Source organism: Janthinobacterium sp. SUN073 (assembly GCF_030397665.1).
GTDB lineage: Bacteria > Pseudomonadota > Gammaproteobacteria > Burkholderiales > Burkholderiaceae_D > Janthinobacterium.
Map to the genome: position 1 here is coordinate 413,363 of NZ_JAPUBT010000001.1, position 18,517 is coordinate 431,879.

At 60.3% G+C, this 18,517-nt stretch carries 25 protein-coding genes; 23 read left to right on the forward strand and 2 right to left on the reverse strand.

Annotation, left to right across the window (positions count from 1 at the left end; genetic code table 11):
- Nucleotides 1-12: 12 nt before the first annotated feature.
- From O0882_RS01950 to O0882_RS02040, 19 genes are all read left to right on the forward strand, one after another.
- A complete protein-coding gene (locus O0882_RS01950; protein WP_289944905.1) occupies nucleotides 13-384 on the forward strand; it encodes a hypothetical protein in 372 nt (123 codons plus the stop codon).
- Nucleotides 384-944, forward strand: a complete 561-nt coding sequence (locus O0882_RS01955) for a glycosyl hydrolase 108 family protein (protein ID WP_289944906.1) — start codon at nucleotides 384-386, stop codon at nucleotides 942-944. The genes O0882_RS01950 and O0882_RS01955 overlap by 1 nt, the downstream gene beginning before the upstream one ends.
- Entirely contained in the window at nucleotides 941-1,453 is a 513-nt protein-coding gene (locus O0882_RS01960; RefSeq protein ID WP_289944907.1) for a lysis system i-spanin subunit Rz, read from the forward strand. The genes O0882_RS01955 and O0882_RS01960 overlap by 4 nt, the downstream gene beginning before the upstream one ends.
- Nucleotides 1,437-1,925, forward strand: coding sequence for a phage tail protein (locus O0882_RS01965; protein ID WP_116743623.1), 489 nt, complete (start codon nucleotides 1,437-1,439; stop codon nucleotides 1,923-1,925). The genes O0882_RS01960 and O0882_RS01965 overlap by 17 nt, the downstream gene beginning before the upstream one ends.
- Nucleotides 1,922-2,389 (forward strand): phage virion morphogenesis protein, encoded by a 468-nt coding sequence (locus O0882_RS01970; protein ID WP_289944913.1) that lies wholly within the window; start codon nucleotides 1,922-1,924, stop codon nucleotides 2,387-2,389. Before O0882_RS01965 ends, O0882_RS01970 begins: the two co-directional genes overlap by 4 nt.
- A gap of 182 nt (nucleotides 2,390-2,571) precedes the next feature.
- Complete coding sequence (locus O0882_RS01975; RefSeq protein ID WP_289944915.1) at nucleotides 2,572-2,778, forward strand: hypothetical protein; 207 nt, start codon at nucleotides 2,572-2,574, stop codon at nucleotides 2,776-2,778.
- Between the two features lie 94 nt (nucleotides 2,779-2,872).
- Nucleotides 2,873-3,535, forward strand: coding sequence for a phage baseplate assembly protein V (locus tag O0882_RS01980; protein WP_289944917.1), 663 nt, complete (start codon nucleotides 2,873-2,875; stop codon nucleotides 3,533-3,535).
- Nucleotides 3,532-3,876 carry a GPW/gp25 family protein gene (locus O0882_RS01985; RefSeq protein WP_289944919.1) on the forward strand — a complete coding sequence of 115 codons (345 nt, stop codon included), beginning with the start codon at nucleotides 3,532-3,534 and terminating at the stop codon, nucleotides 3,874-3,876. The genes O0882_RS01980 and O0882_RS01985 overlap by 4 nt, the downstream gene beginning before the upstream one ends.
- Nucleotides 3,873-4,784, forward strand: coding sequence for a baseplate J/gp47 family protein (locus tag O0882_RS01990; protein ID WP_289944922.1), 912 nt, complete (start codon nucleotides 3,873-3,875; stop codon nucleotides 4,782-4,784). The genes O0882_RS01985 and O0882_RS01990 overlap by 4 nt, the downstream gene beginning before the upstream one ends.
- Nucleotides 4,777-5,397, forward strand: a complete 621-nt coding sequence (locus O0882_RS01995) for a phage tail protein I (RefSeq protein ID WP_289944923.1) — start codon at nucleotides 4,777-4,779, stop codon at nucleotides 5,395-5,397. The genes O0882_RS01990 and O0882_RS01995 overlap by 8 nt, the downstream gene beginning before the upstream one ends.
- On the forward strand, nucleotides 5,394-7,331 hold the full coding sequence (locus tag O0882_RS02000) for a phage tail protein (protein WP_289946782.1): 1,938 nt from the start codon (nucleotides 5,394-5,396) through the stop codon (nucleotides 7,329-7,331). The genes O0882_RS01995 and O0882_RS02000 overlap by 4 nt, the downstream gene beginning before the upstream one ends.
- Before the next feature lies 1 nt (nucleotide 7,332).
- Nucleotides 7,333-7,848: a hypothetical protein gene (locus tag O0882_RS02005; protein WP_289944924.1), complete on the forward strand. Its 516-nt coding sequence runs from the start codon at nucleotides 7,333-7,335 to the stop codon at nucleotides 7,846-7,848.
- A gap of 33 nt (nucleotides 7,849-7,881) precedes the next feature.
- Complete coding sequence (locus O0882_RS02010; protein WP_289944926.1) at nucleotides 7,882-9,057, forward strand: phage tail sheath protein; 1,176 nt, start codon at nucleotides 7,882-7,884, stop codon at nucleotides 9,055-9,057.
- A gap of 59 nt (nucleotides 9,058-9,116) precedes the next feature.
- A complete protein-coding gene (locus O0882_RS02015) occupies nucleotides 9,117-9,626 on the forward strand; it encodes a phage major tail tube protein (protein WP_070346128.1) in 510 nt (169 codons plus the stop codon).
- A 40-nt stretch (nucleotides 9,627-9,666) separates the two neighbouring features.
- A complete protein-coding gene (locus O0882_RS02020; protein ID WP_289944930.1) occupies nucleotides 9,667-9,975 on the forward strand; it encodes a phage tail assembly protein in 309 nt (102 codons plus the stop codon).
- Nucleotides 9,976-9,983: 8 nt separating this feature from the next.
- Nucleotides 9,984-10,097, forward strand: coding sequence for a GpE family phage tail protein (locus O0882_RS02025; RefSeq protein WP_071650284.1), 114 nt, complete (start codon nucleotides 9,984-9,986; stop codon nucleotides 10,095-10,097).
- 15 nt (nucleotides 10,098-10,112) lie between these two features.
- On the forward strand, nucleotides 10,113-13,184 hold the full coding sequence (locus tag O0882_RS02030) for a phage tail protein (protein ID WP_289944932.1): 3,072 nt from the start codon (nucleotides 10,113-10,115) through the stop codon (nucleotides 13,182-13,184).
- 15 nt (nucleotides 13,185-13,199) lie between these two features.
- A complete protein-coding gene (locus O0882_RS02035) occupies nucleotides 13,200-13,808 on the forward strand; it encodes a phage tail protein (protein WP_289944934.1) in 609 nt (202 codons plus the stop codon).
- Nucleotides 13,805-15,055, forward strand: coding sequence for a phage late control D family protein (locus tag O0882_RS02040; protein ID WP_289944936.1), 1,251 nt, complete (start codon nucleotides 13,805-13,807; stop codon nucleotides 15,053-15,055). Before O0882_RS02035 ends, O0882_RS02040 begins: the two co-directional genes overlap by 4 nt.
- 225 nt (nucleotides 15,056-15,280) lie before the next feature.
- Here the strand turns inward: O0882_RS02040 and O0882_RS02045 are convergent, their stop codons facing one another.
- The gene (locus O0882_RS02045; protein WP_289944938.1) at nucleotides 15,281-16,810 is read right to left on the reverse strand and encodes a hypothetical protein; all 1,530 of its coding nucleotides are present in this window, start codon (nucleotides 16,808-16,810) and stop codon (nucleotides 15,281-15,283) included.
- Between the two features lie 215 nt (nucleotides 16,811-17,025).
- Entirely contained in the window at nucleotides 17,026-17,469 is a 444-nt protein-coding gene (locus tag O0882_RS02050; protein WP_289944940.1) for a helix-turn-helix domain-containing protein, read from the reverse strand.
- Between the two features lie 82 nt (nucleotides 17,470-17,551).
- On the opposite strand from O0882_RS02050, the gene O0882_RS02055 reads away from it, so the two are divergent.
- Genes O0882_RS02055 through O0882_RS02070 form a run of 4 tightly spaced genes read left to right on the forward strand, consistent with a single transcriptional unit; the run spans nucleotide 17,552 to nucleotide 18,455 of the window.
- A complete protein-coding gene (locus O0882_RS02055; RefSeq protein WP_146012215.1) occupies nucleotides 17,552-17,755 on the forward strand; it encodes a hypothetical protein in 204 nt (67 codons plus the stop codon).
- Between the two features lie 10 nt (nucleotides 17,756-17,765).
- Nucleotides 17,766-17,969: a hypothetical protein gene (locus tag O0882_RS02060; RefSeq protein ID WP_035820909.1), complete on the forward strand. Its 204-nt coding sequence runs from the start codon at nucleotides 17,766-17,768 to the stop codon at nucleotides 17,967-17,969.
- 37 nt (nucleotides 17,970-18,006) lie between these two features.
- Complete coding sequence (locus tag O0882_RS02065; RefSeq protein WP_046682347.1) at nucleotides 18,007-18,195, forward strand: hypothetical protein; 189 nt, start codon at nucleotides 18,007-18,009, stop codon at nucleotides 18,193-18,195.
- A complete protein-coding gene (locus O0882_RS02070; RefSeq protein ID WP_289944945.1) occupies nucleotides 18,192-18,455 on the forward strand; it encodes an ogr/Delta-like zinc finger family protein in 264 nt (87 codons plus the stop codon). The genes O0882_RS02065 and O0882_RS02070 overlap by 4 nt, the downstream gene beginning before the upstream one ends.
- Nucleotides 18,456-18,517: the final 62 nt, after the last annotated feature.

The window sequence follows — 18,517 nt, forward strand, 5'->3', positions numbered from 1 at the left end:
GAGAAACAAGCAATGTCCGCAGAATCGTTTGGTGGTTTCGCCACCCTGGTCAAACTGTACGGCTTCAAGGCGGCGCTGGGCATGGTCGGCGCGGCCATGCTGTACATCGTTCTGCCGCCCTTAAATAGCGACGGCACCTTCAACAAGGGCGAATTCGTCGCCCGCCTCGCCTGTGCGGGCGTGTTCTCGTGCCTCCTGGGCGGCACCGCGTATCAACTGCTGTGCGCGCAACTTCCCAGCATCGGCGCCATGGTCAACGCTTCCGCCATCGACCTGATCGTCGGCGCACCCGGCTGGTGGGTATCGCGCGCAGTGGCCCTGTGGTTCCAGCGCCGCAGCGACAAGGACATCGCCGAGCTGGTCAAAGACGCGAAGGAACACTGATGGCCACCCCGGAAAATGCGCTGATCGCGCGCGTCATCGACGCCATCCTGCGCGCCGAAGGCGGCTACGTGAACGACCCGCAAGACAAGGGCGGCGAAACCAATTACGGCATCACCGTAGCGGTGGCGCGCGCGAATGGCTACCCGGGGCCCATGCGCGAGCTGCCCGTGGCCGTGGCGCGCGCCATCTACACGGCGCGCTACATCACGGAACCGAAGTTCGACCAGGTGCTGGCCCTTCATACCGGCATCGGCGCCGAAGTGATCGACACGGGCGTGAACATGGGGCCGCACCGGGCGGCCGAGTTCCTGCAGCGTTGGCTGAACGGTTTCAACGACACGGGCGTGCGCTATCCGGCCCTGTTCGTCGACGGCCGCCTGGGCGCGCAGTCGCTGGGCGCCCTGGCAGCCTTCCTCAAATGGCGCGGCCAGGACGGCGCCACCGTGCTACTGCGCGCCCTGAACGGCCTGCAGGCGGCGCGCTACCTGGAAATCACGGAAGCCAACAAGACCCAGCGCCGTTTTCTGTTCGGCTGGATCAAGGAACGGGTGGCCATGTGACCGCGACCACCTGGCGCCCGCTGGCCGCCTGCCTGCTGTATGGCGCCATCGCGGGCTGGACGACGCAGGGCTGGCGCAAGGATGCCAGCATCGCCGCCCTGCAGCGGGCGGCGGTCACCGACAAGACCACCGCCGCCACCGAATTGGCCCAAGCCACCACCCGCGTGCTCACGCTGGAGCGCGCCGCCGGCACCGCCCTGGCGCAGCGCGCCGACCACCTCACCCAGGAACAAACCCATGCGAAAACTGAACGCGACCGTTTCAATACTGACGTGCGCAGCGGCGCTGTGCGCCTGTCAATCCCCGTCTCCAGCGGCCAGTGCGCCGCAACTGCAGATTCCACCGCTGCCGCAAGCCATCGGCAGGAAACGCGCGCCGAACTTGACCCAGCGACTGCGGCAGCTCTTGACGCCATTGCCAGCGACGGCGACGACGCCACCCGGCAGCTAAACGCCTGCATCGACGCCTACAACACCGTGCGAGACACCTACCATGTACAAACCGAATAGCCTGCGCCAGCACCTGGCCGCCGCCATCCCCGACCTGCAGCGCGATCCCGACCGCCTGCTGGTCTTCGCCGACGAGGGTAACGTGGTGGCGTCGGCCACCGCCTCGCTCTCCTTCGAATACCGCTTCAAGCTCAACCTGATCGTGACCGATTACGCGGGCGACGCCGACGCCATCATGGTGGCCCTGATCGCCTGGCTAAAAGTCCACCAGCTCGACCTGATGGCCAACGAGGAAACCCGCAAGCATGGCATCGCCTTCGAAGTCGATTTTAATAACCATGAAACGGTCGATATTTCGATCAAGCTGGACCTGACCGAGCGCGTGGCCGTCAAGGCCGGCGAGGCGGGCCGCCTGGACATCAAGCATCTGGCCGAGATACAGCACATGCCCGCCTACGCAGACGAGTTCTGGAAGCTGTATGACGGCGACACCCTGCTGGCCGAATGGCGCACGCCCGAGGCGACGCCATGAGCGGCGACCTGCACGCGCTGGAAGCCTGGGCCGGCGCCCTGCTGGCCAAGCTGCAGCCAGCCCAGCGCCGCGCCATCAATCACAAGGTGGCCATCGATCTGCGCCGCAACCAGGCGCAGCGCATCAAGGCACAGCAGGGGCCGGATGGCACGGCATATCCAGCGCGCAAGCGGCGCAAGGAATTCAAGGGGAAGAATGGACGAATCAAACGGCAGAAGGCGGCGATGTTTGCCAAGATTCGCACAGCAAAACATCTGAAAGTGAAAGCGACCGGCGACCAGATCGAGGTCGGGTTCTTTGGCTGGGTGGCACGCGTGGCGCGGGTGCATCAGTTTGGCCGGCAAGACCGCTTGTCGAAAAAAGGCCCACTGTACAAGTACCCGGAGCGGCCGCTGCTGGGCTTGAGCGAACCGGATCGAACGTTGATGCGCGAGTCCCTGCTGCATCACATGGAGAGAAAGTAAGAAGTATCAATGTAAACTTTAACTGACATTAGTTATCAAATGAGTTAGAGTCGCCTACGATTTTTAACTATCGAACAGAGTCATATTTCAATCAACATTCTTCTGATGTAATTCAGATTTTTTGAAGGTTTGGACTTGCAGAAGGGTTCTTTTTTCGATACGAAATTTCCAGAGGAGGGAAAATGAATAAAAAGAAAAGTCAGAAAGAATTATACAAAGATATTTTCACAAAAAATCTAGGGCAACGTCTTGATGAAATGTCTAATTCTGAAAGAAAAGTGTATTGGGGTTTTGTAATAAGTGGAATTATTATAATGATTCTTATTGTTGTTTTTTTTAGGATGAGAATGACTTTTCATATTTTCAATATCTCGTGTTTTTTTGAATAATATATTGGACTATCTAAGTGTGCCATAGTCGCTAATCGGCTTATCAACCCGCCCCCGCGTGCATCCGCACGCGGACTTCGGCAACATGCATTGCATGAACGCCGACCTGTCCGACCTCCTCCGCTTGCTGCAAAACCTGATCCGCCTGGGCACCATCGCCGAGGTGAAGGGGGCCAAGGCGCGCGTACTACTCGGGCCAACCCTCACCACCGAATGGCTGAACTGCGCCACACGGCGCGCGGGCAGCACGCGCACCTGGTCCGCGCCGACTGTCGGCGAACAGGTCATCGTCTTTTCCCCCGGCGGCGACCTGACGCGCGGCATCATCGTGCCGGCGCTGTACTCGCAGGAATTTGACGCACCCGAAGCCAGCCCCACCATCCACACCACGCACTACCCCGACGGCGCCGTGGTGCAGTACGACCACGCGGCCCATGCCCTGACGGCCCTACTCCCCGGCGGCACGGCCACCATCACGGCCGACAAGGTGACGTCGAACGCTCCCAGCACTATCTGCACGGGCGACCTGACCGTCATGAAAAACCTGATCGTCATGCAAGCGGCCACCGTCAACGGCGCCACCGCCCTGAACGGCGGCGTGAACGCCAAGGCCGGCGCCGCTGGCGGCGTGGCCATGGCCGTGCAAGGGACGATCAAAGCCAGCGAGGACGTGCTGGCCGGCGCCATCAGCCTGGCCAAGCATCCGCACGGCGGCGTCAAAGCCGGCGGCGACCGGTCGGGCGGGCCGCAAGCATGATGGGCATGCACGCCGCCACCGGGCGCAGCCTGACGGGCCTGGCCCACCTGCGCCAGTCGGTCACCGACATTCTCACCACGCCGATGGGTTCGCGCATCCGGCGCCGCCGCTATGGTTCCGAAGTGCCCGAGCTGATCGACCAGCCCCTGAACAGCGCCACGCAGTTGCGCATCTACGCCGCTACCGCCTTTGCCCTGCGCCGCTGGGAGCCGCGTTTGCAGCTCGCCAGCGTGCAGCTCACGCGCGACACGGACGGCGCCATCGCGCTGCTGCTCGATGGCACGGCGAACGGCCAGGGCATCACCCTGGCCGTGCCCGTCAAGCAAGGGGGCGTCGTATGAGCACGCCCATCGACCTGACCCAGTTGCCGGCACCGAGCGTGGTCGAAGTGCTCGACTTCGAAGCCATCCTGGCCAAGCGCAAGGCGCACCTGGTCACCCTGCTGCCGGAATCCGAGCGCGCGGCCGTGACGGCCCTGCTGGAGCTGGAATCGGAACCGGTCACCAAGCTGCTGGAAGAGAACAGCTACCAAGAAACCATCCTGCGCAACCGCGTCAACGAGGCGGGCAAGGCCGTCATGCTGGCGTTTGCCCTCGACGGCGACCTGGACCAGCTGGGTGCCAACGTCAACGTGGCGCGCCTGGTCATCACGCCGGCCAATCCCAACGCCCTGCCGCCCGTGGCCGCCATCATGGAAGACAACGACGCCTACCGCCTGCGCATCCAGGAGGCGCCGGATGGCCTGTCCGTGGCCGGCCCAAAAGCTTCGTATGAATTCCACGCGCGCAGCAGCGATGGGCGCGTCAAGGACGCAAGCGCCACCAGCCCCGCGCCGGCCAGCGTCACCGTCACGGTGCTGGCCAACAACGACACCGGCATCGCCGACGCCGCGCTGCTGGCCACCGTGGCGCGCGCGCTCAACGCCGAGGACGTGCGCCCCCTCGGTGACCGCCTGACGGTGCAAGCCGCCCAGGTCATCGACTACCAGATCGAGGCCACCTTGTTTATCGGCGTCGGCCCGGAAGTGCCGATTCTGCTGGACGCCGCGCGCGCCAACGCCGTGCGCGTGTCGCAGCCGCGCCGCCCGCTGGGGCACAGCATCTACCGATCCGCCTGCAGCGCCGCCGTGCACGTCGAGGGCGTGCGCAAGGTCGTCTTGACCAGCCCGGCGGCGGATATCGAACTGAACGCCACCCAGGCCGCGCGCTGCACCGCCATCAATTTAAACGTGATGGTGCTCGATGAATAAGGTTGTGCCGACCCTGCCGCCCAACACCACGGCGCTGGAGCGCGCCATTGCCGTGGCCTGCGCCGAGCTGGTCAACGTGCCCGTGCCGCTGCGCGACCTGTGGAACGCCGACCGCTGCCCGGTCGCCCTGCTGCCGTTCCTGGCCTGGGCCTGTTCCGTCGACCGCTGGGACGACGCCTGGCCCGAATCGACCAAGCGCGGCAGCATCAAGGCGGCCTATTTCATCCACAAGCACAAGGGCACGATTGCCGCCGTGCGCCGCGTGGTGGAGTCCCTGGGCTATCTGATCCGCATCACCGAATGGTGGCAGACCACGCCACCGGGCGTACCGGGCACATTCCGCCTCGATGTCGGCGTGCTGGACTCTGGCATCACCGACGCCATGTTTCAGGAAATGGAGCGCCTGATTGCCGACGCCAAGCCCGTCAGCCGTCACATGACGGGCCTGGCCATTTATCTGGAAAGTCGCGGCAGCATTTACGCGGGCGCTTGCGCGTACCACGGCGACGCCATGACCGTGTATCCCTGGATCGCGGAAACCATCGAAGTGCGCGGCACGCTGTTGCAGGCCGGCGCATCCCATACCATCGACACCCTGACCATCTATCCATGAGCACATACTTTGCCATCCTGACCGAAGTGGGCGAGGCCAAGCTGGCCAACGCCATCGCCCTGGGCCAAACCCTGAAACTGAAAAGCCTGGCCGTGGGCGACGGCAACGGCAATCTCCCCATGCCAGTGCGCACGCAAAAGGCACTGGTGCACGAGGTGCGCCGCGCAGGCCTGAACCAGCTGACCATCGACCCGGCCAACACCAGCCAGATCATCGTCGAGCAAGTCTTGCCCGAGGACGTGGGCGGCTGGTGGATACGCGAAATCGGTATCTTTGACGAGGCCGGCGACCTGTGCGCGGTGGCCAACTGCCCGCCCAGCTACAAGCCCCTGATGGCCGAGGGCAGCGGCCGCACGCAAGTGGTGCGCATCGTGCTGATCGTCGCCAGCACGGCCGCCATCGAACTGAAAATCGACCCGTCCATCATCCTGGCCACCCGCAAGTATGTCGATGACCAGGGCATCATCGTGCGTGCCTACAGCGACGCGCAACTGGCCAAGCACCTGGCTGCTGCCGACCCGCATCCGTTGCTGGCGAAGGTCGCCTATGTCGATCAACAAGACGGCAAAGTCGCCGTTTACGCCGACCAGCAACTGGCCAAACATCAGGCGGCTCTTGATCCGCACCCGCTGCTGGCCAAGGTCGCTTATGTCGATCAGCAAGACACCAGCACACGCGCCTATGGCGACCAGCAACTGGCCAAGCACCAGGCTGCCGTCGATCCGCACCCGCTGCTGGCGAAGGTCACCTACGTCGATCAGGAAGACACCAACACGCGCGCCTATGGCGACCAGCAGCTGGGCAGGCATCAAGCTGCCGCAGACCCGCACCCGTTGCTGGCGAAGGTCGCCTATGTCGATCAGGAAGACACCAACACGCGCGCCTATGGCGACCAGCAGCTGGGCAGGCATCAAGCTGCCGCAGACCCGCACCCGTTGCTGGCGAAGGTCGCCTATGTCGATCAGCAGGACACCAGCGCACGGGCCTATGGCGATCAGCAACTGGCCAAGCACCTTTCCGCCGCCGACCCGCACCCGCTGCTGGCCAAGGTCGCCTATGTCGATCAGCAAGACGCCAGCGCGCGCACCTATGGCGATCAGCAGCTGGCCAAGCACCAGGCTGCTGCAGACCCGCATCCGCTGCTGGCCCAGCGTAGCCATGTGGATCAACAGGACAGCAGTATCGTTGCCTACGGTGAACAGCAACTGGCCAAGCACGCAGCGGCTGCCGATCCGCACCCGCAATACAGCATGAAAGAAGTGGCGACACTGCCGAGGTTTGACGCGTCGAAAAAGCTGGCCAATACCGAGTTTGTGCAGCAATCACAAGGCAATATTATTGCGCATGATGCTGTGGCAGGGTCCCGCAGTCTGACCCCTGTTGATATCGGCAAAGCACTGTACTTTTCGGAGCCAAACCTGATTTTTACATTGCCTAAGCCTAGCGATCTTGGCTTACAAACAAATTCAGGCAAGTGCATTCACTTCTTTGGCTTTGGCGGCAATACGGCAAAAATCGTCCCAGGTGAGGGTGCCAACATCAGCTTCACTGTCGGGGGCGTCCCCTTCATCGAATTTAAAACGGGACAATACCTCACGCTCACTGCCGCGTCTGATGTTACATGGCAAGTGATCGAATCGACCGCCGAGTTGTGGCGCAATGCCGATTTTTCGTCAAAGTTGGCTGCAAGTAGCGGCCATCAAAAATTGCCGGGTAATTTCATCATGCAATTTGGTGATGCCACAGCGACGCCAGCGGGCAATTCAATTGCATTCGATATCGCCTTCCCTGTGGAGTGCTTCGGCGTCTGCCTCACCGGAGCCAATAGCGATGCCGTAAATCGCTTGGGAACCGGCAAGCCATCCAGGACGGGCTTTACTGCGTACTCGTCCGATTCCACGCCAGCCACCCGTTATATCGCTATCGGAAAATAATATGACGATCTTCTATTCCAATACCACCCGTGGTTTCTATCCAGAGGATATGCGTGCCGACTACGAGCAGGCCGGCACCTGGCCGGCCGATGGCGTCGAGGTGACGCCCGACGACGAAGCCATGCTGCGCGAGGCAATCACCGCCGGCGCGACCATCCGCAAGAAATCCGGCGGCAAGTGGAGTATCACCGCACCGCCGCCGCCACCGTTTGCCGTGCTGGCCGCCCCGGTACTGGCCAGCGTGCGCCAGGCGCGCGACGCCATCCTCAACCGCCTGGCCGGTATCGGCTTTGCCGCCATGGCCAGCGGCGATGCGGCCACCGCGCAAGCAGTCGCCACGGCGCGCACCTACCTGCTCGACATTACCACCTGCCCGACAGTCGCCGCCGCGCAGGACATCGAGGCGCTGCAGGCGGCCGTCAGCGCCGAATTCCAGCGCATCGCCGAGGCCTTGCCGGATGAGGCACGGCGTGCCTTCGCCGATGCCGGTATGGCGCCGGCCGCCAGCACCCAGTAACACCCGACATTCACCACTCACCAGGAGAGCTCTATGGCAACCGACTACCACCATGGCGTGCGCGTCATTGAAATCAACGAGGGTTCGCGCCCCATCCGTACCGTGTCCACCGCCGTGCTGGGCCTGATCGCCACGGCCGACGATGCAGACCCGGCCGCCTTCCCGCTCGACACGCCCGTGCTCGTCACCAACGTGCTGGCCGCCATGGGCAAGGCAGGCAAGACGGGCACCTTGTATCGCAGCCTGGCGGCGATTGCCGCGCAGACCAAACCGCTGACCATCGTGGTGCGCGTGGCCCAGGGCGAGACGGAAGCGGAAACCACCAGCAACGCCGTGGGCGGCGTGTCGCCCGATGGCAAGTACCTGGGCGCCCAAGCGCTGCTGGCCGCGCAGAGCAAGTTGGGCGTGAAACCGCGCATCCTGGGCGCGCCTGGCCTCGACACCCAGGCCGTCACCAATGCCCTGGCCAGCGTGGCGCAGCGCCTGCGCGGCTTCGTCTACGCCTCGGCCTACGACTGCGCCACCGTCACGGCGGCCACCACGTATCGCGGCCAATTCGGCCAGCGCGAAATCATGATGATCTGGCCCGACTTCGTAAACTGGAATACCGCCACCGACGAAGAGGCCAGCATTTCGGCCGTGGCCTACGCCATGGGCCTGCGCGCCAAGATCGACGAGGAAACGGGCTGGCACAAAACCCTGTCCAATGTGGTCGTGAATGGCCCGACCGGCATCACCAAGGATGTGTTTTTCGATCTGCAAGACCCGGCCACCGACGCTGGCGTGCTCAATGCCAAGGAAGTGACCACCCTGATTAACATGGGCGGCTACCGCTTCTGGGGTTCGCGCACCTGCGAGGCGCCGGGCGGCTTCTTCTATTTCGAAAGCTACACGCGCACGGCCCAGGTGCTGGCCGACACCATCGCCGAAGCGCACTTCGCCTATGTCGACGTGCCCTTGCATCCGTCCCTGGTGCGCGACCTGCTGGAAAGCATCAATGCCAAATTCCGCGACTTGAAACTGCAGGGCTACATCATCGACGGCCACGCCTGGTATGACGAGCAATACAACGACAAGACGGCACTAAAAGACGGCAAGCTGGCCATCGACTACGACTACACGCCCGTGCCGCCGCTGGAAAACCTGCGTTTCCAGCAGCGCATTACCGACCGCTACCTGGCCGACTTCGCCTCGCGCATCGCCGCGTAATCGACCACATCACCACCCTGCCCGCGCCAGCGCGGGCGCATTGAAATACTGGAGAAATTATGGGCCTGCCCCGCAAACTGAAAAACTTCAACCTGTTCCAGAACGGCGTGTCCTTCATGGGCATGGTGCCCGAAGTCACCTTGCCGAAACTCAGCCGAAAAATGGAAGAGTACCGCGCCGGCGGCATGAGCGGCCCCGTGTCCGTGGATTTCGGCAACGAGGCGCTGTCGCTGGAATGGAGCGCTGGCGGCCTGATCGCCGAAGCGCTGAAACAGTACGGCGCGCACTCGCACGGCGCCGTGCAACTGCGCTTTGCCGGCGCCTACCAGGAAGACGATGACGGCACGGTCGCCGCCGTGGAGGTCGTCGTGCGCGGCCGTTACAAGGAAATCGATATGGGCGGCGCCAAGATGGGCGATGACACCACCCATAAATACACCATGGCTTGCAGCTATTACAAGCTGATGATCGACGGCGCCACCGTCATCGAACTGGACTTCATGAGCGGCACCGAGAACTTTGGCGGCGGCGACACCAACGCCGCCATCCGCAAGGCCATCGGCCTGTAATCCCCTTTTTTACTGACCACCCCACCACAAGGAACACAGCATGAACAACGAAAACACAAACCAAGCCGTCATCGAGCTGGACGAGCCGATCAAACGCGGCGACAGCTTCATCACCTCGCTCACCGTGCGTAAACCCAAGGCCGGCGCCCTGCGCGGCATTTCCCTGATCGAGCTGGCCAACCTGAACGTGTCGGCCCTGCAGATCGTACTGCCGCGCATCACCGAGCCGACCTTGACCGCGCACGACATCGCCAACATGGACCCGGCCGACCTGCTGGCCGTGGGCGCCGAGGTTGCCGGTTTTTTGGCGAGCAAAGCCGATCGCCTTTCGGTATCCCCGACGAAGTAGAAGACGCCATGGCCGACATTGCCGGCGTCTTCCACTGGACGCCGGCAGCGATGGACGGTTTTACGATTGATGAACTGATGGCCTGGCGCGAACGCGCCAGGCAACGAAGCGGAGCGGAATAGATGGCTGGTCGGGATTTGAAATTACAGGTAGTATTTGCGGCACTGGACAAGATCACCGGCCCGCTGAAAAAGATCATGGGCGGCTCCAGCGACACGGCCAAGGCATTGAAGGCCACCAGCGACCGCCTGCGCGACTTGAATGCCCAGCAAAAGAACATCAGCAAATTCCGCGAGCTGCATGGCGGCCTGGACGCCACGCGCACCAAGCTGGAAGCGGCGCAACAGAAAGTGGCCAGCCTGGCCGTCAAGATGAAACAGGCGGAGGCGCCCACGCGCGCCATGACGCGCGAATTTAACGCCGCCGTCAAAGCGGCTGGCGCATTGAAGACGGCCGGCCAGCAGCAGGCGCAGCAACTACAGGTCATGCGCGAGCGCCTGGCCGGGGCCGGCATAGGCACCAAAGACCTGGCCAACCACGAGCGCACCTTGCGCCGCGAGATCGAAGCCACCAACAAAACCATGACGCTGCAGCAGCAGAAGCTGGCCAACGCGGCCGCCAAGCAGCAGCGCGTCACCAACGCCACCCAGCATGCGGACAAGCTGCGCAGCAAGGCCGGCAGCATTGCCATGGCCGGCGCAGGCGCGACAGCGGCCGGCGCGGTCATGGCCATGCCCATCGCAAAGGAGCTGCACGAGGCAAAGCACTACCAGCTGGAAAAGGCCCGCGTGAATGCGCTGGGCCTCGGGCCTAAAACCAGCCAACAGGCAATCGCCTTTGCCAAGAACATGAAGACCTACGGCACCAGCCAGAACGAAAATTTGGAACTGGTGCGCGACGCGATGTCGATCTTTGGCGACTTACACCACGCGGAAATGGTCGCGCCCACCCTGGCCAAGATGAAGTTTGCCAACAAGGCATTTTTCGGCGCCGAGTCGGGCGAAGAGAACGAGCGCATCTTTATGGACCTGCTTAAGGTCATCGAGCAGCGCGGCGGCACGGCCAGTTCGGAAAAATTCCACACGCAGGCAAACATGATGCAAAAGGTCATCACCGCCACGGGCGGGCGCGTGGGACCGACCGAATGGCTGAACTTCATCAAGACGGGCGGCATCGCCGCCAAGATCATGGACGACAAGCAGTTCTATTACCAGATGGAACCGCTAGTGCAGGAGGTCGGAGGCCATCGTGCTGGCACTGCCTTGATGTCAGGGTACTCAAATCTTTATCAAGGACGCACCACCAAGCGGGCCGTGCACAATATGGAAAAGCTGGGATTGATCGGCGATCACAGCAAGGTTACGCATGATAAGGTTGGGCAAACTTCAACCATCGGCCCTGGTGCGCTGCTTGGAAGTGAGATTTTTCGCCGTAGTCAATTCGAATGGCTGGAAAAGGTATTGCTTCCACAATTGGCAAAAAAGGGGATCACTGATCCGAAAAAAATCGAAGATATCATTGGTGGTCTCTTCTCAACCCGTACGGCCGGTAATCAATTCTTGGATATGTTCAAGCAGCGTATTCAAATGCACAAAAATGCCAAGCTGAACGAGGGCGCGTATGACATCGAGCAGATTTATGACCTGGGCAAGCAGCAAGCCGGCGGCGCCGAATTGGAGGCGACGGCCAGGCTGGCCAACCTGAAACTGACCATGGGCGAAAAAATCCTGCCGCTGTACTCGCAGGGGCTGGAAATGGCGATCAGCGCCATTACACGCCTAAATGCCTTCATGGAACGCAACCCGACCGTGGCCAAGGTCATGATTACCGCCTTTGCCGTGCTGGCCGGCCTGCTGCTGGTGCTCGGCCCGCTGATGCTCGGCATTGCCGCCCTGATCGGCCCGTACGCCATGCTGCACGTCATGTTTGCCAAGATGGGCGTGAAGGGCGGCGTGCTCACGCCCATCTTGCGTGGCCTGGGCGGCGCCTTCATGTGGGCGGGACGCGCTGTGCTGTGGCTGGGCCGCGCCCTTCTGATGAACCCGATTGGCATTGCCATCACGGTCATTGCCGGCGCCGCCTATCTGATCTATAAATACTGGGAACCGATCAAGGCGTTTTTCACCGGCATCTGGTCGCACATCAAGACGGCCTTTGCTGGCGGCATTGGCGGCGTCAGCGCCTTGATCGCCAATTGGTCACCGCTGGGCCTGTTCTATCGTGCCTTCGCGGGTGTGCTGGGCTGGTTCGGCATCACGCTGCCGGCCACGTTCACCGACTTCGGCGCCAGCATCCGGGGCCGCCTCGCCAAGGGACTGGCTCCGCTGGCTGGCTTCTTTACTGGCATCTGGTCGCAGATCAAGACCGCGTTTGCCGGCGGCATCGGCGGCGTCAGCGCCCTGATCGCCAACTGGTCACCACTGGGCTTGTTCTATCGCGCCTTCGCTGGCGTGCTGGGCTGGTTCGGCATCACGCTGCCGGCCAGGTTCACCGACTTCGGCGCCAGCATCCTTCAGCGCATCACCGCGTCCTGGCAACCTATCGCCGTATTCTTCGCCGACATCTGGTCGCGCCTGCGCACCGTCTGCGCCGGCGGCATGGGCAGCATCACCGCCCTGATTATCAACTGGTCACCGGTCGGCGTGTTTTATCAGGCGTTCGCGGGCGTGTTGAGCTGGTTCGGCATCAAGCTGCCGGCCCAGTTCACCGAATTCGGCGCCAACATCCTGCGCGGGCTGGTCAACGGCATCACGGGGTCCATGGGCGCCGTCAAGGACGCCATCGGCAATGCCGGTTCCAGCACCATTGCCTGGTTCAAAGAAAAGCTGGGCATCCACAGCCCAAGCCGCGTGTTTGCCCAGCTGGGCGACTACACCATGCAGGGGCTGGCCGTGGGCCTGGACCGCAGCGAGGGCGCGCCCATTGCCAAGGTATCCGGCCTCGCGCAGCGCCTGACGCAACTGGGCGCCGGCATCGCCATCGGTACGGCAACCGCCCTGCCCGCCAGCGCCTTTGACACGCGCGCGCCGCTGTCCCAGGGCGGGTTCGGCGCCGGCATGACGATTCAAGGCGACAAGATCGAAATCACCATCCAGGCGCAAGCCGGTTCCGATCCCCAGGCCATCGCGCGCGCCGTGTATGCGGCAATGGAACAGCGCGACCGCGAAAAGGCGGCACGCATCCGCTCGTCCTTGCGCGACCACGATTAAGAAGGAATAACCACCATGATGATGATTTTAGGAATGTTCGTGTTCAGCCTGCCGACGCTGGCGTATCACGAGCTGCAGCGGCAAACGGAATGGAAGCACGCCAGCACGGCGCGCGTGGGCCTGCGCGATGCGCACCAGTACGTGGGGCCCGGCGACGATACCATCACCCTGTCGGGCTGGGTGGCGCCGGAACTGACCGGCTCGCTGTATTCACTCGATGCCCTGCGCATGATGGCCGATACGGGTAAATCGTGGATACTGATCCAGGGTACGGGCCGCATTCTCGGCTCCTACCGCATCACGAGCATGACGGAAGGCCGCACCATCCTGGACGGCAGCGGCGGCGCGCGCCGTGTCGAGTTCTCGATTGCACTCAAACGCGACGACGACGGCGTGCTGGCCATGCTTGGCCTGGGCGACATCGGCGACCTGAAAAACATGCTCAGCATCGACGGCATGACCAGCAGCATTGCCGGCGCGGCCAAGAATGCCGTGGGCAGCGTGGTGGGCAACGTGGTCGGCGGCATCACGTCGAAATACGGCGGCGTCGTCAGCGATATGAAAGACAAGATCGGCGGCAGCATCAGCGGCGCCATCGGCAGCGCAGCGGACAAGTTCAAATGAGCGAACACATCCCAGCCTTCAAGGTCAGCATCGAGGACAAGGATTTGACGGCCATCGTCTCGTCGCGGCTCATCAATCTGACCTTGACCCTGTGCCGTGGCGACGAGAGCGACCAGCTCGATATCTCCCTAGATGACAGTGACGGCAAACTGGCCCTGCCGCCGCGCGGCGCACAGATCGCCCTAGCGCTGGGCTGGCAAGCCACTGGCCTGGTGGATATGGGCAAGTTCACCGTGGACGAGGTGGAGCACAGCGGCGCGCCCGACACCATCACCCTGCGCGCCAGGTCGGCCAACCTGATCGACACCTTCAAACAGCAGCAGGAACACAGCTTTCACAAGACCACCCTGGGCGCCATCATCGAGGCGATTGCCTTTCGCAATGAGCTGGCGTCGGGCGTGTCGGCGCGTCTGCGCGATACCGCCATCGAACACATCGACCAGACCCATGAGAGCGATGCGGCCTTTCTGCGCCGGCTGGGCAAGAAATACGATGCGGTGGCCACCGTCAAGAACGACACTTTGCTCTTCATCCCCATCAACCAGAGCCGCACCGCCAGCGGCAAGGCGCTGCCCGTCATCCCCATCACGCGCGCCCTGGGCGACGGTCACCGCTACCACAGCGCCGAAAGCGACGCCTACACGGGCGTGCGCGCCTTCTGGCACGACGAGCGCTACGCGCGGCGCCGCAGCGTGGTCGCCGGCGTGCCCGGCAACAGCAAGCGCCTGCGTGCCACCTTCGCCAACGAAACTGACGCGCGCGCAGCGGCCGTGGCCGAATGGCAGCGCATCCTGCGCGGCCTGGCCACCTTTGAAATGAGCCTGGCCCTGGGCAACCCGGCCGTGTTCCCGCAATCGCCCGTGACTGTGACAGGCTTCAAGCCCGAGATCGACGCCACCGAATGGCTATCGGTCAAGGTCACGCATAGCCTGGGCGGCAACGGCTTTACCACGCGCGTGGAGTTTGAGACGAAGACGGAAGCGGTCGAGGCCGAGCGCGAGGAGGAGAAAGACCCGGACGAGGGCATCACGGGCGTGGTGGCAAAGTGGAAGGATGTAGCGGCGAAAAAGAAAAAGGCGGGGCAGGAACAGGCCGGCGCCACGGGCACGCTCAAAACGCTGGAGCATCTTTACAAGAGCAAGCAGGCAGCGAAGCGGGCGGCGCTGCATGCGTGGAAGAACATTGAGGAAGTGCGGGACATCATCCGCGAAAATGCGGAGGAACCTTGGAAGCCAACGCAAGCATAGACCGGAGACCGAAAGGAATCAGAAGGAACGCGACCCACTTACGTCTGCTAGAAGGCAACGTTCTCCAAAAAGTCGCTTGGTCGAGCCTAGTGAGGTCACCGGCCTCTTACTGCAAGAGGAGCGGAGATATTGCGCGTAAACTTGACAACCTAGAGCCTGAGACTCTTGATCCGTTGATGCTATGTTCGATCCAAGGATTACTGACCAAGCATTGTTCGGAGACAATCAGTCGTCATCCGACCCTGGCAGGTCAAGAAGATGCGAGAGATGGCCAAGCATTTCTTTGCTACTACTCGAAAATAGTCGCTCATACTTAACTTTAATGTCAGGGAATGCTTGTGGTGCATGCATCGAAAGCCCGAAATGGCTATTCCCAGACGCAACTCGATTCTCGCAGAATTTATGAATACCAATCTGGGCAATCGCTTGCCCCGCAGTCTCTAATTCCGCAACAGAGGTAACGATGAAGGGCGAGGAGCTCAACAGATGCTCAAGTCCAAGCTTAGATAGGCGCTCATGAACTAGACTATCCAACTGCTCAATAACATGAGGGGCGAATAAATACCAGTCCTCCAGGGTTACCACAAACAGGTAAACCGGTTTCTCATCCGGACGCCAGCGGGTTAAACCTTGAAGCGCATCTTGAAGATTTTTATAGTGTTGCACGACGATTACGGCAAGATCAACAATTGACTTCGTTAAATCCCCCCCGTCAGCTACAGCTTTAGCATCGACCCTAAGGCGGCGTGTCTTACATTCAAACATTATATGACCACTAGCATCGCTAACAATCCAATCAACGCCATGTTTTAGTAGTTTTTTTGTGGCATTATATGTTTGCTCTTCTAGCAATCGGTGTATCGGACCTTTAAACTGCGCTAGCAAAACATCGCCGACGTAGACTTGGAAAGCCATGCCGTATGGATTGACGAAATCTTCCTCACTTTTGGCGAGATCAAAGAACAAGCTATCGGTTGCGCGTCGCAAAAGAAATTGCGGAAATGGGCAAAGGTATTGATGGGGAAAGTCATCCGACAATTTAATTAGTGGAGTTCCTTCAAGGGGATTCCACGTAAAAGCCCATCGCTCATCATATTGTTGCCGCTGCTCGATTTCATCTCGAATGTTAGAAAGTGAGGCACCGAAAGCCGCGAAGTACGCGTCGCGCTCGTTCGCAGAAATATCCATGAAGGTATAGTCAATGTTCGAAAGGACTCCTGGGGATTTGGCTGCCCCACCAGCAATTGCAAAAGTCAGTGAGTAGATTGTACTAATGCGCATTCCAAGTTTATTCTCAAGCAGTGGACGCACGTCATCACGATTGTAGATACGGAAAGCGCGATGAAAGCGTTCCCATTCACGGCTATTCTGCCATCGTGCTTGCTGATGAATGAGAGGATGCAGTGACCGTAGTGCACTTTCAACTGAGTTGATCGTCTTTTTTGATGTATCGTTAGAGATACGACGTAAATGATTGACGAGTTTAAAGACATCATCCGTCTGAACCTGCTTACGTTTTTTGTCTGACACTAATTGCAGTACCGCTTCCCGCGCAAGGATATATATTTCCCACGGGAAAATATCGAAAACTCTTCCAAATTTGTTCTTCAACTTAATTACAGCCCCGTCAAGAGGTGCTTTGGCAGCATGCCAAAGGATAATCAAGAGTCCTTGCGTATCAATCTTTCGCAGCTCATTCCTCAAAGGCTTGTAAAGCTCGTAAATATCGAGTGTCGATCTAACGTTTTTAGTCATGTGGTGCTTTGGATTTTATCGGTAGGTGAATTCCATCTCACTTTTCTAAAAACCCGCTCCTGGTAGAAATTTTAAACGATCGACATATGTATGGTCCCAAATGACTACACAAAATTCGCCCTCTTCAAGTGCTCGCTCCGAATCAAACCGCTGAAATAATGCAGAGCAAACAAGTAGCAATTACAATAAGCATAAGAAGATCAAAAATTTGCAGACTATTTTTCCTTTTTTCGTCCGCTGCCGGCCACATTAAAAGTTTGTGGCCCAATGATATTTCCCACGAAATTTTGCCCAATCTTGCCGTGGGTTTCAACGTGTGGGGTATTCCCTGCTTGGGATGCTGGGGGCGTTGGCGAGCGCATGCCGCCAATCATCCCAAGCACGCCTGCTTTCCCTCGAACGTCCATACTTCTATAGCCATCCAACAATTCTCGCTCATCATAGGTAACGGCTGATTGCAATCTCTCACCCGTAAGTATGTAGTGGACATCGACCCCGATCCCAGCCAACGCTCGTAAGTAAAGCGCATCCGGGGCACGCTCGTCTTGTTCATACAGAGTTTGTGCGCGTCGCTTCAGCCCGCCGACGGCAGCAAAATCTTCTTGATTCATGCCCAACCGCTGACGCTCTTCTTTTAGTATTTCACCAATTGATCTCATTTGTGCGCAAATTCTTCTTTACAATGCTCTCATTTGAGAGCTATAGTTATGCCATACCATAGCGATTACAGATCATAACATTATGAAAAACGTATCCATAGCGAGGCGCACTGCCAAGGGCGTCACGACTAAGCCTCTTGGCGTTCGTCTGACGTCTGGCGAGGTAGACGAAGTCGAAGGCTACGCGGAGAAACTTGAGCGCTCCCGTGCCTGGTTCCTCCGCTTCCTGATCCTGCGCGGCCTCGCCGATTACAAACGCGAACTCGCTTCCAAATCCATTCACTAAGGACAACGTCATGTACCCCGATGCAAAACGTATCCGCAGCCACCGCGTCATGCTGCGCCTGGACGATTACGAGCACCAGCTTGTTTCCTCGATCGCCAATTACCAGGGCGAAGAGCTTGCGGTGCTGGTGCGCCAGATCGTGATGCGTGAAGCCTTGGCCGTGATCGCCTTGGATGACGCCACCATCGACAGCGTACAGCGTCGCAGCGTTTAAACCGAGTCACTTTTGAGCAACTCTAAAGTTACAGAAAATGCCAGACCATCAAATTAACCTCAATGACGAAGAGCGCGCGGTGCTGGAACTCGTGCGCCAGCGCCAGGGGCTGGCAAGTATCGATCAGGCGGCTGAATGGCTCGTCAAGTCGCGCTTACGCATACAGTCGAAAAACATGACGGGTCGCGGTCGCGCCCTGTACCAAGTGGAAAGAAAGCTGAAATGAGAGTCATCGGCCTGCCCTGCCCGCATTGCACCTACACCGTCCGCGCCGTCAAAAGCCGCATGATGTCCGCCATGTTCAAGGAGATCACCTATATGTGTCAGAACCCGGACTGTGGGCACGTCTTCGTGGCAGGCCTGGAAGTACTACGCACCCTCTCGCTGTCCGCCATACCCAAGCCGGATATCCGCATCCCAATGTCCCAGCATGCGCGCACGGCGGCCACCAGCCAGCTAGCCCTGGACCTGACTGCGGGCTGCTGATGACTATCTCGATCCTCGCGCCGCCGTAGCCCGGCCGCCGTAACTCCCCTCTTTTGCTGTGC